This window comes from Lactobacillus acetotolerans DSM 20749 = JCM 3825, from assembly GCF_001436775.1.
Taxonomy (GTDB): domain Bacteria; phylum Bacillota; class Bacilli; order Lactobacillales; family Lactobacillaceae; genus Lactobacillus; species Lactobacillus acetotolerans.
Genome location: NZ_AYZC01000038.1, coordinates 1 through 15,622, shown reverse-complemented (window position 1 = coordinate 15,622; position 15,622 = coordinate 1). Strand labels below are relative to the sequence as shown.

12 protein-coding genes and 1 pseudogene are annotated in these 15,622 nt (G+C 32.5%); 3 read left to right on the top strand and 10 right to left on the bottom strand.

The window, feature by feature from the left end; genetic code table 11:
- Positions 1 to 80 precede the first annotated feature (80 nt).
- From xerS to FC77_RS06120, 5 genes are all read right to left on the bottom strand, one after another.
- Positions 81 to 1,157 carry a tyrosine recombinase XerS gene (xerS, locus tag FC77_RS06140; protein WP_056970683.1) on the bottom strand — a complete coding sequence of 359 codons (1,077 nt, stop codon included), beginning with the start codon at positions 1,155 to 1,157 and terminating at the stop codon, positions 81 to 83.
- A gap of 1,297 nt (positions 1,158 to 2,454) precedes the next feature.
- Positions 2,455 to 3,213, bottom strand: a complete 759-nt coding sequence (locus tag FC77_RS06135; protein ID WP_056970682.1) for an HAD-IIB family hydrolase — start codon at positions 3,211 to 3,213, stop codon at positions 2,455 to 2,457.
- A 206-nt stretch (positions 3,214 to 3,419) separates the two neighbouring features.
- Positions 3,420 to 4,946 carry an ABC transporter permease/substrate-binding protein gene (locus FC77_RS06130; protein ID WP_056970679.1) on the bottom strand — a complete coding sequence of 509 codons (1,527 nt, stop codon included), beginning with the start codon at positions 4,944 to 4,946 and terminating at the stop codon, positions 3,420 to 3,422.
- A 13-nt stretch (positions 4,947 to 4,959) separates the two neighbouring features.
- Positions 4,960 to 5,886 (bottom strand): ATP-binding cassette domain-containing protein, encoded by a 927-nt coding sequence (locus FC77_RS06125; protein ID WP_056970677.1) that lies wholly within the window; start codon positions 5,884 to 5,886, stop codon positions 4,960 to 4,962.
- Between the two features lie 115 nt (positions 5,887 to 6,001).
- On the bottom strand, positions 6,002 to 6,421 hold the full coding sequence (locus tag FC77_RS06120; protein ID WP_056970675.1) for an SLAP domain-containing protein: 420 nt from the start codon (positions 6,419 to 6,421) through the stop codon (positions 6,002 to 6,004).
- A 593-nt stretch (positions 6,422 to 7,014) separates the two neighbouring features.
- Between FC77_RS06120 and FC77_RS06115 the strand changes: the two genes are divergently transcribed.
- On the top strand, positions 7,015 to 7,374 hold the full coding sequence (locus FC77_RS06115; protein ID WP_054682070.1) for a helix-turn-helix domain-containing protein: 360 nt from the start codon (positions 7,015 to 7,017) through the stop codon (positions 7,372 to 7,374).
- A 344-nt stretch (positions 7,375 to 7,718) separates the two neighbouring features.
- Here FC77_RS06115 and FC77_RS06110 read toward each other — a convergent pair whose 3' ends face one another.
- The 4 genes from FC77_RS06110 to parE form a co-directional block, all read right to left on the bottom strand.
- Positions 7,719 to 8,651, bottom strand: a complete 933-nt coding sequence (locus FC77_RS06110) for a manganese-dependent inorganic pyrophosphatase (protein ID WP_056970673.1) — start codon at positions 8,649 to 8,651, stop codon at positions 7,719 to 7,721.
- Positions 8,652 to 8,679: 28 nt separating this feature from the next.
- Positions 8,680 to 9,636 (bottom strand): LysR family transcriptional regulator, encoded by a 957-nt coding sequence (locus FC77_RS06105; protein WP_056970672.1) that lies wholly within the window; start codon positions 9,634 to 9,636, stop codon positions 8,680 to 8,682.
- Between the two features lie 147 nt (positions 9,637 to 9,783).
- The gene (parC, locus tag FC77_RS06100; RefSeq protein ID WP_056970670.1) at positions 9,784 to 12,240 is read right to left on the bottom strand and encodes a DNA topoisomerase IV subunit A; all 2,457 of its coding nucleotides are present in this window, start codon (positions 12,238 to 12,240) and stop codon (positions 9,784 to 9,786) included.
- A 17-nt stretch (positions 12,241 to 12,257) separates the two neighbouring features.
- Positions 12,258 to 14,216 (bottom strand): DNA topoisomerase IV subunit B, encoded by a 1,959-nt coding sequence (gene parE / locus FC77_RS06095; RefSeq protein ID WP_056970668.1) that lies wholly within the window; start codon positions 14,214 to 14,216, stop codon positions 12,258 to 12,260.
- A 92-nt stretch (positions 14,217 to 14,308) separates the two neighbouring features.
- Between parE and plsY the strand changes: the two genes are divergently transcribed.
- Together plsY and FC77_RS08380 are read left to right on the top strand one after the other, a co-directional pair.
- Positions 14,309 to 14,953 carry a glycerol-3-phosphate 1-O-acyltransferase PlsY gene (gene plsY / locus FC77_RS06090; protein WP_056970664.1) on the top strand — a complete coding sequence of 215 codons (645 nt, stop codon included), beginning with the start codon at positions 14,309 to 14,311 and terminating at the stop codon, positions 14,951 to 14,953.
- 291 nt (positions 14,954 to 15,244) lie between these two features.
- Positions 15,245 to 15,367 carry a hypothetical protein gene (locus FC77_RS08380; RefSeq protein ID WP_263971091.1) on the top strand — a complete coding sequence of 41 codons (123 nt, stop codon included), beginning with the start codon at positions 15,245 to 15,247 and terminating at the stop codon, positions 15,365 to 15,367.
- Between the two features lie 149 nt (positions 15,368 to 15,516).
- Here the strand turns inward: FC77_RS08380 and FC77_RS08470 are convergent.
- Positions 15,517 to 15,622, bottom strand: a pseudogene (locus FC77_RS08470) (IS30 family transposase); the annotation flags it as partial.

Sequence of the window (15,622 nt, the reverse complement as noted above, 5' to 3'; positions counted from 1 at the left end):
TCAAGCCTCTATTAATCCTGTATTTTAAACTGTCTAATTTTTAGGTCTCAGTTCATAACCCTTAAGCTTATTTTTATATCTTATTTATCCTTATTTTCAGATTCTTCAGAAATTTCATTTAAAGCTTCACGTTGCTTTTTTTGATCAACATGGGTATACAAATCTGTCGCTGACGTGCCTTTTTGACCTAATTGTTGAGCTACAAGCACTTGATCTTTAGTTACATCATATAATTCAGAGGCTAACGTATGCCGAAGTTTATGTGGTGTAAGAGGGTGCCCAAATGCCGCAGAGTATTTATTAACCATCTTTTCAATTGCATTAGTAGTAATACGACGAGTCTGATCATGCCACCGAGTAAGGAAAAATGCAGTTTCTTTTTTACTAGCTTGATAACGTTCACGACGGATTTTCTTATAGTCACTAATATATCCCAAGGTCCATTCAGCAATTGGCACACTGTCTCGTTGACCGCCTTTACGGGTAACATCAAGCGAAGCTTCTTTTAAGTTTAAATCTGCTAAATTAACACCTGCACATTCAGAAACTCTGATGCCGGTTCCTAAAATGAGGGCAACAATAGCCATATCTCTTTCTTTATTTACTCTGAAAGCAGGCAAAGCTTGCTTATTACAATGATGTTCATACTCATTTTCAATAAAATCTAAAAATTCATACTTAAGTTTACCAGTGTACATATGTGATTCTAGAATATGAGCTCGGTAATTAAGTGTTTTGGTATTGTTTAGAGAATCAATCTTGAGCATCACATTTCGATTAAAGTAGGGTTTGCCGTTATTGTTATCGGAGGTAATAGTTAAAAATTTGAATAAAGACCTGAGAGCATTAATGGAACGATTAATTGTAGTTGGTGAATTTAAGTGTCCCTGTTGATTTTTAGTATGACCAAGGTAATCAATGTAAAGCATAATATCATTTCTACGTAAGTTTGCGAGAGTATCGGTTGATATATGTTGGTTATCTTTAGCTTCAGAAATATTTTCTTGCCGTAACCAATTAAAAAAACGTCTAATTTCAGTTAAATATTGATATGAGGTAGTCAAGGAATGATTAGTTCCAAAATTATATTCTTTAACAAAATCAGGCATTCCTTTAAGTTCAATTTTGATTAAATCTAGATATTTTTTCGTTTCCAAGTTTTATTCTCCAATTTAAAAATTTATCAATTTGTATGATACATATCTAAATTATAATATAAATGAGAATGTATGTTTGGATTTATAGCTTAATATTATTTAAATTGTTAAAAATCACATTTTCCTTATGCCCTCTGTCATTCAAAATAGAGGAGGGGAGTTAAAACCTGGATATTAATCTATAATTGCTAAGTATAAGAAAAGAATTAAGGTTGAAAGGTATCAAGGTTAGTACAAAATTACAAACTTTAGCTATTTTGAACCGAAATATCTTTAAAAAATAATATTTTGACCAATATTTACTAATAAAAAAGCTAAATTTACTAATAAAAAAGCTAATAATTACAAATAAATATCAAATCTTAACTAAATAAACTAATAAATTAAATAAATTGCTTAGATTAAAAAGGTTAAATAAAATTCTGAAATCCATAGATTTTTAATTAAAAAATTAGTTAGAATTAAAATTATTAATTGGTCGAATAGTGAAACGTAAATTGTTAAATGAAATGTGAAATATACAAATTTATACTGATTTAATGATTGATTGCTTTGATTAGGTTAGTTAATTTACCTATCATTAAAATTATAGTTTTAATGATAGCATGAATAAAAATGCCTTGATATCAAGAATAATCACATATTAATAATTTATATGTCTAATAACTAAAATAGTTAAACTAACATTCCTACTTGCAATCAATAAACTAATATGTAAAGCGATAATTAATCTAAAAATTGAATATAATTTTTGTTTAGTTTAAATATACTAAACTGTGAGATGTATTTAATAAGATCTAGATACTGAAAAATAAATTTCCTGTTTGTTTAGCTAAATTTTACTATCTATGAAGGAATTTACCTGGTAACTACTTAATTTGATAAAAGTCATTTTATAAGTTAACTCTCTATAATATAAATTATTGCTCTATTACAATGAACTTACTTATAGAATCGCGCTCTCAGCATCTAAATTTTAATCCTACATAGCTATTGATAGTTAAGAATTTACAGAAACTTACTTCTTAATTAATGTATGAATTATTTAAGTTAACTAATCCATTTTTAACTATAGAAAGATTAGTTCTGATGTTTAATTCAATTTAGACGGATAGTTTTTAAAAACCGTAATTGTTAGTTTTGCTGATTAAATTTTGACAGGTAAATTATCAAGGTATTATTTAGTTGTTTAATTGTCTCTTCTTATTTGCTTTTGTTATTGCTTTACATAATATATATTATACGAAGTTATAATTATAATAAATTCTTGTAGACTTTTCATTAACCTCTATCTTTCTTAGATCAAATTATTTATGACATTAGCAACATCAAAATTATTAGCTCTACAAATAATATCTGGATTTAAATTTAATTTTTTCAATTCTTTATTTTTTCCACCAACCCAAATACTTTTTTCAGCATGTGCTAATAATTCTAAATCATTACTATCATTACCAAAAGCACAATATTTATCACTAGTATATTTTCGAAGTGTACTATACTTATTTATCCCTACGGATGTAATATCAATATCATTCTCACCTGTGTGTTCGACAACTGAAAGATCTTTTTTATCAGTCAACACATTGGCTACAAAGTTTTTTATTCTATCTGGTATATTAAGTAAAATTATTTTAATTGGATTAGTTATAGTATTTAAAGGTACACGTTTAGCCAATTTACCAGGATCAATTTGCTTAATTATTGGTGTGTTTGCTTTAACTTTACTTGCATAATTCCATCTATCATCTACCAAATAATTTAGATTATATTTGCTGATAAGTTGTTTTATCAATAAAGTAGAATTTGCAGAAATAGGATTCATCACATCAATAGTATTATTTTTCATTTGAACAATTGAACCATTACCATCGATTAACAAATGATTATCTGTAAAAGCTGGAATAATTGGTAACAAATCACGTATAGGTCTTGCAGACGCAAAAGCTATCTGATTAGAATATTGTTCCAATTTTTTTATACTTTCAATAATCATTTCATTAATCTCGGTGCCATTAAAACTAAGCGTTCCGTCAACATCAAACACATATAACATAAAAATACAACCTTAATTAATTTAAATTATTAGCAAATATACGAACTATTTGTGGTATTAGCTAAATATTGTTTACTTTAGGTGACAGAATCAATAATAGCATTCAGAAAATTAGTGTCAAATTTTATAATATGTTAACTTTAAATAAAATGATTGGTAACAAAAAATTGAGATCCAACTTAAATTGAACCTCAATTTTTAATCAATTACTTCTTTATCAATTTATTCTTAATTAAATATCTTCTAGCAACTGTAGAAGCTTTTTCATGTTTAATAGTAACTTCATAGTTCATATTGATCATATCTTTTTCAGTTATCTTCCCTGCTAACTTATTTAGCGCTGTTTTAATAGCTGGATATTTATTTAAAATCTCTGGATTAACTAACGGAGCACCTTGATATGGTGGGAAGAAGCTTTCATCATCTTTCAGACTAACTAAATTATCAGCCTTTAATTGTGGGTCAGTTGTATACCCATCTACAACGCTGATTTGATTATGAGCAATTGCTTCATACCGTAAATTCGGTTCCATGACTTTGATTTTAACAAAATGTAAGTTATATTTCTTCTTTAAACCTTGATAACCATCATGTTGCTGATAAAAATCACTATCAAATGCTGCTGAGTATTTTGAACTAATTTTAGCTAGATCAGAAATAGTTTTTAAATGATGTTTCTTTGCAAAGCCGCGTCTGACAGCAATTGTATACCTATTCTGATAACTCATTGGCTTTAAATAATCAAGATTATCTTTCCTCTTTAGAATATTTTTAGCATCATTATAAGCAATTCCTGGTTGATGACTAACAACTTTTTGTGGATGAAGTGTTTCTAAAACAGTTCCTGTAAACTCTGGATAAATATCAACTTGTTTATTCTTAATGGCTTTAAATAAAAAATTAGTGTTTCCAAAGTTAGGCTTCGTTTGAACTTTTAACTTTGGGTCTTCATTCTCAATTAGTTCCTTATACATGTTCATCAGTACTTCTGGTTCGCTACCCAATTTACCAGCAACCGTAATCGTTTGTTCGGATGACTGCATTATGTGTTGAACAGTAAAGAAACCAACACCTAAAGCTAAAATTGCTGAAACTATAACTATTAATTTTTTAAACGATACTTTGCTTAATTCATTTAAAAGCCAAGAAAAAACTATAGCTAACAAAGCAGACAAAATGGCTCCAAGCAATAATTCAGCATTATTACCGTTTTGAATTCCTTGCATGATGAAAGTACCGAGACCTCCACCACCTATTAATGCAGCTAAAGTAGCTGTACCGATAACTGTTACCGTAGCTACTCTTAACCCTGATAATATTTCTGACATTGCTAACGGCAAACGAATTTTAAATAATTTAAAGCTCTTAGACAAGCCAAAAGATTCGGCTGCTTCTAAAAGACTAGGATCAATATTAGTCAACCCAGAATACGTATTTTGATAAATTGGCATAAAAGCATACAAAACCAGAGCAATTATGGCTGGAACAGTACCAATTCCTACCAATGGAATCAGAGCTCCTAAAACAGCTAAACTTGGTATAGTTTGGATTATTCCAGCTATTTGCAGCATAATGTTGCCTAATTTACGATGATTCATAAATAATATGGCTAGTGAAATAGCAATTACAGCCGCGATCAAAACTGAAACAAAAGACAAAAGTATATGTTCTTCTAAAGCATTAATGATATTAGTACTTTGGCTCTGAAATAAATGGATGATACTATTTAACATAAACTCCCCTAACCTAGTTTTCTGAAATAAAACTCAGCAAATCTTTGGTAGTTATCAAATATTTACCTTCAAAAATTATTGGATTGCTTTTAAGCTTCTCAGCTAATTGCGGAATAGAGATTCCCTTATCAACGCGAATGTATTGCTGATCATTTGGATGATCAACTAACTTATAAAACCCACCGGCAATCATATCGGCAATATTTGCAGATCTTTGATTATGAAACATCGCGGCAACAGTTTTATTGGCTGGGTGCGTGACAATATCATCAGCTGTTCCTACTTGTAACAAATGTCCGTGTTCCATTACACCAATTCTTGTACCTAAACGGATAGCCTCATTCATATCATGAGTAACAAAAATAATTGTTTTATGTAATTCATTGTACAAATTCAAAACTAAATCTTGCAATTTTTCACGAGAAATCGGATCTAAGGCGCTAAAAGGCTCATCCATTAAAATAATATCAGGATCGGCTGCCAATGCTCTGACGGTACCAACACGTTGCTGCTGCCCACCAGATAACTCCGATGGCATGCGGTTCAAATACGTTTTAGGATCTAAACCAACCTTTTTCATTAACCTGGTGACAATCGGTTTAGCTTTGCTTAAGGATACATTCTTTGCTCGTAATTGAATGGCCGCATTTTCCAAAATAGTCATATTAGGGAATAAAGCTATATTCTGAAAAACATAACCAATATTTTGCCGCATTTTTCTTAATGGAAACTTGCTAATATCTTGATTCTTATATAAAATTTGTCCTTTAGTAGGTGTTTGCAGACGATTAACCATCTTCAATGTGGTCGTTTTACCACAACCACTAGCTCCTACAAGAACGAATAATTCACCAGAATTAATTTCTAAATTTAAATCATGAACAGCATCGACTTTGTTATAGGTCACATAAATATGCTTAAACTGAAGTTTTGATTTCATTCTTACCTCATTATTACAATACCAAGCTTACATAATATAAGTGTTATTATAATTCAAAATTATTATTTTACATAAAAAGAGCGGCTATTCAGCCGCTCTTTTACAAATATTTAAACTATTTTCTTACTGGCCTAACGTATTGAGATAAAACATAACTATTTCTGCCAATTCTGTAGTAACTTTGACCATTAATCCATACTGGATTCTTTGCATACAAAGCAACCCTTGCATGCTTCTTTATATAAACAATCCGTTTATTCTTAACGGTATATTTACCTTGGTGATTATATACGAAAGATAATCTCTTAATTCTAATGTAATTAGTCTTTTGGTGCTTTTTATTATTCTTCTTTGATTTTGCGTTAGCAGTTGCTGTAGGTGTAACCTTACTTGCATTGTTGTTAACAGCAGTTTTAGTAATACCTACAGCTTTAGTATTTGTATCAGCATTTACTACAGTAGAGCTTACAACTGGCATAACCGTTGCTAAGGCAACTATTGATGCTAAAAAAGTTAATTTCTTACTTGTTTTCATATTAAACATGCTCCTTTTCGGAAAACTGTCCTATGTGCTTATTTATATTATATTCTACTTAAGCGCTTCCAATCAAACAATTTATATAAAAACACGGAATAATATTAAAAAAGTTTCTATTTATACAAATTTTTCAAATATATACTTTATAAACCCGAACAATCGTAAATTTCCCCAGTATTATAGCTTATTCATATAAATTTTTTCCAATCAAAAAATAATAAGTAGCTAATATTTATATATTTATTTTAAGTTTGATTTTTCTCAGTGCATTTTTATTTAAAAATTTTCCAAATTGCCCTACAATATTGTCTGAGACGTATTTAAAGCATTTTACTCGATTCTTGTGTTTTCGATTAAAAATTCAAATGTTTTATATATTTATCATAATAATTTTTAATTTGAAAATTATATGTGGTTGATACTTATACTATTTCCTATTTAGATAGTTTGTAAAACTAACGGTATAGAATGAAGCTTACATATTTATATATTTCAAGTTAATTTTATTAAATTAATCTATTTATTTTTGTTGTAATATTCTATAGTTTATAACTACGGAAATATAATTTTTGAAAGGGTCGTTTTATTCCATGAGTATAAATTTGGGAAAAGAAATTTCTCGTAGGAGACGAGAACAAAAGCTAACTCAAGAAGATTTAGCTGAACTAAGTGATTTATCAGTTAATTTTATTTCTCGTCTTGAGAGAACCAAAAATCAAAATATTAGTATTCAGAAGCTTGATTCAATTGCCAGAGCTTTAAATACCACTACACCAGATATTATCATGAATGCTTACCGCTTTAAGAAAGTAAAGGTTGAGAATCATCCAGATAGTACCCCTGTATTTATTCAAAAAGTTTTGAATGAATTAAGAAAGATGCCACCTGAAAAGGCAGAACGAGTATGTAAATCGTTTATTATTCTTACAAAAGAAATTAATAAAGATTAATCAAAATTGAAAACAATTCAATTACGAGCGCAGAATTCTCATTAATTTATTAATTTGAGTATTTTGCGCTTTTTGTTATCTCTAAATAAAAAAATAGAACCTAGAAACAAGTATCTAGATTCTATGTGGTAGTTAAACTGTAATCACAATTACTCGTATTAAATCATTTCCTTTCAAATCATTTATAGACTCGGATTAATAACTACTACCTTCTGCCTCTATTATAAATGCTTAACTATTCGATTCCAATGCTTATTAAGAATAAAAAAGATTGGGATACCAAATTTAATTTGGATATTCCAATCTCTTTTTATTTATAGTTACTTAAATTTAATATTTACTTTTTATTTAAAAGCCTCAGTTAATGGTGGGACCACTTGCTTCTTACGTGATACGACACCTGGTAACTTAATCTCGGAATTATCAAGTTTTTTACCAAATGCTTTTTCAAAAGCAGCTTTAGCAGAATCAGAACCAACTACCAAAGCATCTGAATCAGAGTCAAGAATGTTGGTAATTAAAAGCATGAACAAATCGTAATTATTTTCTTTTGCTGATTTATCCATAGCCTTTAAAAAGGCATCCTTGCGCTTCATTGCGTCTGGCAAGTCAACGACGTTAACTTGTGCTACACGAACCTGGTTGCCACTTAACTTAAAACTCTTAGCGTCTCCACTAATTAATTGATCTTCTGTCTTATTATCGATATTAGTACCAGCTTTAAGTTCTTTAAGACCATAGTCTTCATAGTCAACACCAGCAATCTTAGCCAATGATTTAACAGCCTTGTGATCATAATCAGTAGTTGTTGGTGACTTCAAAAGCAAAGTATCGGAAATAATCGCAGAAAGCATAATCCCAGCAATATTTTGTGGGATTTCGATGCCATTTTCATGGTACATCTTCCAAACAATCGTACTAGTACAACCCATAGGTTCTGCACGATAATAAATTGGATCTGTAGTATTAAAATTCATAATTCTATGGTGATCAACAACATGTGTAACCTTGACTTTATCAATATCAGAAACACTCTGTTGCGGCTCATTGTGGTCAACAAGCATTACTGCATTAACTTCGTTAGAAGCTGTCTTAATGACACGTGGTGCCTTAAAACCAAACTTCTTTAAGGCATACGCAGTTTCATCGTTCGGCTTAGCTAAAGCTACTGGTTCGGTATTATAGCCTAATTTGTTTTGTAAATAAGAAAATGCAATTGCAGTACCAATAGCATCAGTATCAGGACTTTGGTGACCAAAAACTAATTCTTTTTCCATTAAGAATTCCTCTCTTTTCCTATAAAGTTTATTCTTTCCCTTCTAGTCTACTCGAATAATCAATGTTGTCCAAGAATTTTTTCCACTCGTTAAGTATGTTTTTAATTCTTGGAATTTCTTTTTTGCCTTTTCTGTAAACCAGTGAAATTGAGAAATCTTTATCTCCTTTTAAATATACTGGAGTCAGCTTTATATTCTTCTTATGGGATTCATAGTACGATTTATTAATAAAAGTATCATAATTCGTTTCTTGAGCAGTAGAAATTAATTGCTTAGTTGATGAAAAGCTAATTGGTACAATCAATTTATTTTTATTAGTAAAATATTTTTTCATTAATTGTGACAAATACGAATCGCTAGGATATGCCACCCATTTTCTCTTAGTAAAACGCGAAACAGGATATGCTTGTCCAGCTTTAACCGTATCTTTATGAGTTAGAACTAGCATTTTATCTCTATAAATATCTAAATGATCATATTGATTCTGCAAGTCAGTATGATTGTTTTTGGTGCTGTCAGGCAAATACATTACTGCCAAATCAACTAAGTTATTATCTAACTTATGCCACAAATCTTCATGGTTAAAATACCTAACTTTAAGGGTAATGTTCGGAAATTTTTGGTTAAACTTAACTAAGAATTTGCGCATCACCTCAGTACCAATATTTTCTAAAATTCCAATTGAAATATTTCCTTTATCAGCTTGAGTAAACTCCTGAATATTATCTACTACAGAGTTAATTGTATCCAGTAATATTTTTGCGCCAGATTCCATTTCTTTTCCGGCTTCAGTCAAATAAAGTTTTTTACCCATCTGTCCAAACAGTGGGGTTCCAATTGTATGTTCAAGCTTTTTTATTTGTTGCGTCAAAGCCGGCTGTGTAATACCTAATATTTGAGCGGCCTGAGTGTAATTCATCGTATCGATCAACTGTAAAAAGTAATGTAGTGATTTGGCAGAAAGTATTGCATCCGTTTTGGGCATAACAATTAGCTTCTTTCTAAATTTAAATAATAAGTTATTTTTACTTAACTACTTGTATTATCAGCTAAAAAATTAAAGGTGTCAAAGTATAAGCTTTGACACCTTTAAAGCACTTTCATAATTTGGCTACAATAGTAGTATAATTAATTATTTTTGATCATTTATTGGCTTACCTAACTCTAATCTAGTCGGTACACCATCGACAGTTGTATCAACAACAAAGGATCCATTTGAGTACCTGTCTCCTAACGGAAATTCATTTGTCTTTATTTCCATGTGACGATCACTGCTCGTTGTCAAGAAGAGCGTATGATTTTGCCCATAAGAAGTTATTGCAACGATTCTATGTGGCTTTGTCTTTAATTCTCTGAGAACCATAACACCGCGTTTAGCCCGCGAAACTTTATTTACAAGTTTGAGCTTAAATTGCTTAAAGGCACCACGTTGGGTAATTAATCCTACACGAAGTAAATCAATGTATTTTGGTTGAGTTAGTACATAACCAACTACATAATCATCATCTTTTAGATTTACAGATTTAACGCCCGCAGCTTTAGCTCCAGATTCAGGTACTTCACTAATATCATATCGAACAGCATATGCACGATGGGTAAATAGTATGATTTCGTCCTTTGAATCTGGTTTGACTACATCAACTCGCAATAAGCAGCTGTCTGCTTTCTTCATCCTGATTGCAGTCATCGCACGTGATTTATAAGTCCTGGTTGGTTGTAAATTGGCGAGTTGTAGCTGCTTAATATAGCCGTCATTAGTCGCCATTAAAAAGTTTACCTTTTCGTCTAATTTATCAAATGAAAATACTCTGATAATTTGTTCATCTGTATCTAATCCTATTTCTTGGGATAGGTGTTGACCAGTTTCTTTCCATTTGGTCTCGATTAATTCATGAACAGGACGGTAAATAACGCTACCCTTATTGGTAAACAAATACAGGTTAGTTAACGTAGACAATGTCTTTTCGTAAATTACCTCATCGCCATCTGGTAAACCATTTTCATGTTCATCACTGGATTGCCAAGATCTAATAGAAGAACGTTTTAAATAGCCGTCTTTACTGATTAATACCCGAACTTGTTCATCAGCTACTAATGCTTTTTCATCAATTTTAATCTTAGAGTCTTCTTGTGAAATCTTGGTTCGGCGTGGGTTGCCAAATTCTTTTCTTACTTCCTTTAACTCTTTAACAATTTCATTTTCTAAAGTCTTTTTATCAGACAGTAATTTTTTATACTGAGCTGCCTTCTTATTTAAAGCATTCTGCTCAGTAACCAAAGCATCCACGTCCGTATTGGTTAAACGATATAATTGCAAAGAAACAATTGCTTCAGCTTGCCTATCAGTAAACTTAAATTTAGCCACTAAATTTTCTTTGGCGTTAGCTTTATTCTTAGAAGCACGGATCGTCTTAATTACTTGATCCAGAATATCCATCGCATGAATAAGACCCTGAATAATTTCTAAGCGGTTCTCAGCCTTATCTAAATCAAACTTAGTCCGTTTAGTAATAACTTCTTTTTCATGCTTCAAATAAGACGAAAGGATTCGTTTCAAACCAACCTGTACAGGGGTCATATCATCAATGGCAACCATATTAAAGTTGTAAGAAACCTGCAATTCCGTATTCTTAAATAGATAATTCAGAATATTTTGTGCGTCAGCGTTCTTTTTTAGTTCAACTACAATCGACAAACCATGCCGATCGGTTTCATCACGCACTTCGGCGATTCCATCGATCTCCTTATTTAAACGGATTTCATCCATCTTCTTAACAAGAACAGCCTTGTTAACTTCAAACGGGATCTCAGTTATAACAATTTCTTTGCGGTGACCACGAATCTCTTGGATACTTGTTTTAGAACGTACTTGAATCCTACCCCTACCAGTTTCGTAGGCTTCTTTAATTCCTTTAGTACCCATGACGATGGCACCTGTAGGAAAATCTGGACCCTTAACGTATTGCATTAGGTCATCGAGTGTTGCATCGGGATGCTTAAGAAGGTAAATTGTTGCGTCAATCACTTCTGTTAAATTATGCGGTGGGATTTCAGTTGCATAACCTGAGGAAATACCCGTTGAGCCGTTAACTAATAAATTAGGAAAACGGGCTGGCAAAACTGTTGGTTCATATTCTGTATCATCAAAATTAAGAATCATCTTAACAGTGTTTTTATCAATATCTTGCAAAAGCATGTTAGAGATTTTGCTTAAACGTGATTCTGTGTACCGCATAGCAGCCGGACCATCACCGTCCATTGATCCATTATTACCGTGCATTTCAACTAGTGGTTCACGCATTTTCCAGCTTTGAGACAAGTGTACTAAAGCACCATAAATTGAACTATCACCATGTGGGTGGAAGTTACCCATAATGTTACCAACGGCTTTAGCCGCCTTTTTAAAGGGCTTATCATAGGTATTCCCATCTTGATACATAGCGTAGAGAATTCTTCTCTGTACGGGCTTTAAACCATCACGAATGTCGGGTAATGCACGTTCTTGAATAATATACTTTGAATATCGTCCAAAACGCTCACCCATGACTTGTTCGAGTGGCATTTCACGAATTCGTTCTTTTGTGGCCATTAAATTAAAAACCTTCTTTAATTCTTATCTTCTTCTAGAATTGAGCTATCTTCACCCATTCTAAATTTAACGTTCTTTTCGATCCATTTTCTTCTTGCCGCAACTTTATCACCCATCAAGGTAGTTACTCGTCTTTCAGCTAAAGCAGCATCATCAATCTTTACCCTAATAAGTAATCTAGTATCAGGATTCATAGTTGTTTGCCACAGCTGTTCAGCATTCATTTCACCTAAACCTTTAAAACGCTGAAGTGAATATCCTTTACCCATTTTCTTTTCATCAGCAGCAAGCTCTTCATCAGTCCAAGAATACTTAATCGTTTTCTTCTTACCCCGACCCTTTTGTAAAAGATACAAGGGCGGCAATGCAATGTAGACGCGGCCATGTTCAATCATTGGTCGCATGTAGCGGTAGAAGAAAGTTAACAGTAAAATCTGAATGTGGGCACCATCATCATCGGCATCCGTCATAATGATAATTTTGTCGTAGTTTGCATCTTCAATTTTAAATTCTGTGCCAACACCAGCACCGATAGTATAAATCATGGTGTTGATTTCTTCATTCTTGAAAATATCTTGCAACTTGGCTTTTTGCGTATTCAAAACCTTACCACGCAGAGGTAAAATTGCCTGAAATTTTCTATCTCGGCCTTGTTTAGCGGAACCACCGGCTGAGTCACCTTCGACCAAGAACAATTCATTCTTCTTAGGATTTCGTGACTGTGCTGGCGTTAATTTACCAGAAAGTACTTCTTTCTTTCTGCGCTTTCTACCGCTGCGGCTTTCATTACGAGCCTTCTTGGCTGCCTCACGTGCATCACGAGCTCGTTGTGCCTTCTTAACAAGTTGTTGGGCTAATTCCCCATTCTCCATTAAGTAGTAGGACATCTTTTCGTACACGATCGAATCAACCGCAGAACGCGCTTGAGGCGTTCCTAATTTACCTTTAGTTTGACCCTCAAATTCTAGTAATTCTTCAGGTATTTTAACTGATAAAACAGCACTCAGGCCTTCACGGTAATCTGAACCATCGATATTTTTATCTTTCTTGCTAAATAAGCCCTGCTTCTTAGCATAATCATTAAAGGCACGGGTAAAACCGCTTCTGGCACCTGCTTCATGGGTACCACCATCAGCAGTTCTAATGTTGTTGACAAAGGAAACTAAATTTTCTGAGTAGCTGTCACTATACTGGCCACTAAACTCAACTTCCATTCCATCTTGTTTACCAGAAAAATAAAAGACATCACTTAACGTATCTTTACCTTCATTTAAGTAGGAGACAAAGGACTTAATCCCATCATCATACTTAAAATCATCGTGATGTTTCGGTTCACGTTCATCAACTAAGTTAAAACGGACTCCTTTTAACAGAAAAGCCGATTCACGGATTCTTTCTTGGATAGTTTCGTACTTATATTTAATAGTAGAAAAAATCTTCTCATCTGGTTTAAACGTGACCGTTGTTCCGGTTTTATCTTTAGTTTTGCCAAGACACTTCAATGTGCCAACCGGGTGACCACCATCTCTGAATTCTTCCTCATAGGCTTTACCATCTCGCACTACCCTAACTTTCATGTAGCTAGAAAGAGCATTGACAACAGAAGAACCTACACCGTGAAGCCCACCAGAAGTCTTATAATTTTGTTCACTAAACTTACCACCAGCGTGCAAAACGGTCAGGATAACTTCGATCGTTGGTTTACCAGATTTATGCATGCCTGTAGGCATACCACGGCCAAAATCACGAACAGTTACACTATTATCTTTATGAATCGTAACGTCTATTTCTTTTCCATATCCGGCCATAGCCTCATCGACGGAATTATCTACGATTTCGTAAACTAATTGATTCAAACCATGTATATCAGTTGAACCGATATACATACCAGGTCGTTTACGAACGGCTTCTAATCCGTGAAGGATTTGAATCGACGAATCATCATAAGAATTTGTTTTTTTATTTGTTTTAGCCAAATAAACTCCTCCAGTTACAAATTAATCTAAAACTACCCCCAAATAAGTAATCTCTGCTAAAATAAGCTTAAGTGTTAAGGGAGTAGGATTAAATGATAATTTTTAAATTATTGCTGACATTCATTCTAGCATACTTAATTGGTTCATTTCCCACGGGTGTGCTAGTCGGAAAAACATTTTTCCACGAAGACATTCGCAAGTATGGCTCCGGTAACGTTGGAAGTACCAATTCCTTTCGCGTTCTGGGACCATATGCAGGAAGCTTTGTATTAGTAGTTGATGTACTTAAAGGTACTTTAGCAACTGACCTTCCACTATTATTTCACATTCAAGGACCAAAGTATCTACTATTAATATGTGGTGGATTAGCAGTATTAGGACACACTTTCCCAATTTTCCTTAAATTCAAGGGTGGAAAAGCCGTGGCTACTAGTGCCGGCATTTTTTTAGGTTATAGTCCTAAATTTTTTGCTGTCTGTGCCGCAATTTTTCTCCCATTACTATTTATTACATCATATGTTAGCTTAACCAGCTTAATATCCGTTGTATTAATATTGATCGCAACATTCTGGTTCCACGATATTTTCTTAACGATTATCGTGGCAGGGATGTTAATAATCTTATACGTAAGGCACAAAGATAATATTAAGCGGCTAATTCATCATGATGAAAACATAGTACCATTTGGATTATGGTACTGGTATAAAAAATCTCACCACAAATTAAATAAGAAATAAATAAAGCCAGTAAGAATTTGTCTTACTGGTTTTTCTATTATACCGATACAAACAATAGTTCGCAAGTTGATTATTGACTACTTAAAATTAGCAACATCATTTAATCAATTCGAATCCAATGCGCTGTAGTCACATTCCCTGTATGACTCACAGCTAATGATTCATGCAAATTATTTGAATTTAATAAATTAGCAGCATGATTATATTCAGAAGAATTAAACAGTAAATGAAGTAGACTTTCGTACACAAATTGTTTTATGCCACTCATTCTATAGATTGGTGAACTACTAGTTGTCAAATCTTCGTAATAAATATCTGCTTCCTACTGTAATTCAAGCTCTATATACTAGCAGCTTTGATGATCATCCGTATTACAAGACTAAAAAATTAGCTGCTAAATATGTTAATAAATAAAGAATATTAAATATAATGAGTCTCAGAAGGTTAACCTTTTGGGGCTTTTATTATGTCTAAAGTTAAACAAATGATAGTAGATAGAAAAAATAACCCAATAATTATACTACCTGAATTATCAAATTAAGTGCAACACTGATTCAAATAGGTCATGAAGCCAATGTTTTATAAAATAGTTCTTGAGCAGTGTGGTAGTGCAGCAGCTTGCGTGGTTTCTCATTGATCGCATTCATTGCTCGTTGAACATAATTATTA

Bases quoted from the DNA above. Each gene is read 5' to 3' on its own strand.
- FC77_RS06135 (WP_056970682.1), bottom strand. From the start codon at position 3,213: ATGTTATATGTGTTTGATGTTGACGGAACGCTTAGTTTTAATGGCACC.
- FC77_RS06130 (WP_056970679.1), bottom strand. From the start codon at position 4,946: ATGTTAAATAGTATCATCCATTTATTTCAGAGCCAAAGTACTAATATC.
- FC77_RS06125 (WP_056970677.1), bottom strand. From the start codon at position 5,886: ATGAAATCAAAACTTCAGTTTAAGCATATTTATGTGACCTATAACAAA.
- FC77_RS06120 (WP_056970675.1), bottom strand. From the start codon at position 6,421: ATGAAAACAAGTAAGAAATTAACTTTTTTAGCATCAATAGTTGCCTTA.
- FC77_RS06115 (WP_054682070.1), top strand. From the start codon at position 7,015: ATGAGTATAAATTTGGGAAAAGAAATTTCTCGTAGGAGACGAGAACAA.
- FC77_RS06110 (WP_056970673.1), bottom strand. From the start codon at position 8,651: ATGGAAAAAGAATTAGTTTTTGGTCACCAAAGTCCTGATACTGATGCT.
- FC77_RS06105 (WP_056970672.1), bottom strand. From the start codon at position 9,636: ATGCCCAAAACGGATGCAATACTTTCTGCCAAATCACTACATTACTTT.
- parC (WP_056970670.1), bottom strand. From the start codon at position 12,240: ATGGCCACAAAAGAACGAATTCGTGAAATGCCACTCGAACAAGTCATG.
- plsY (WP_056970664.1), top strand. From the start codon at position 14,309: ATGATAATTTTTAAATTATTGCTGACATTCATTCTAGCATACTTAATT.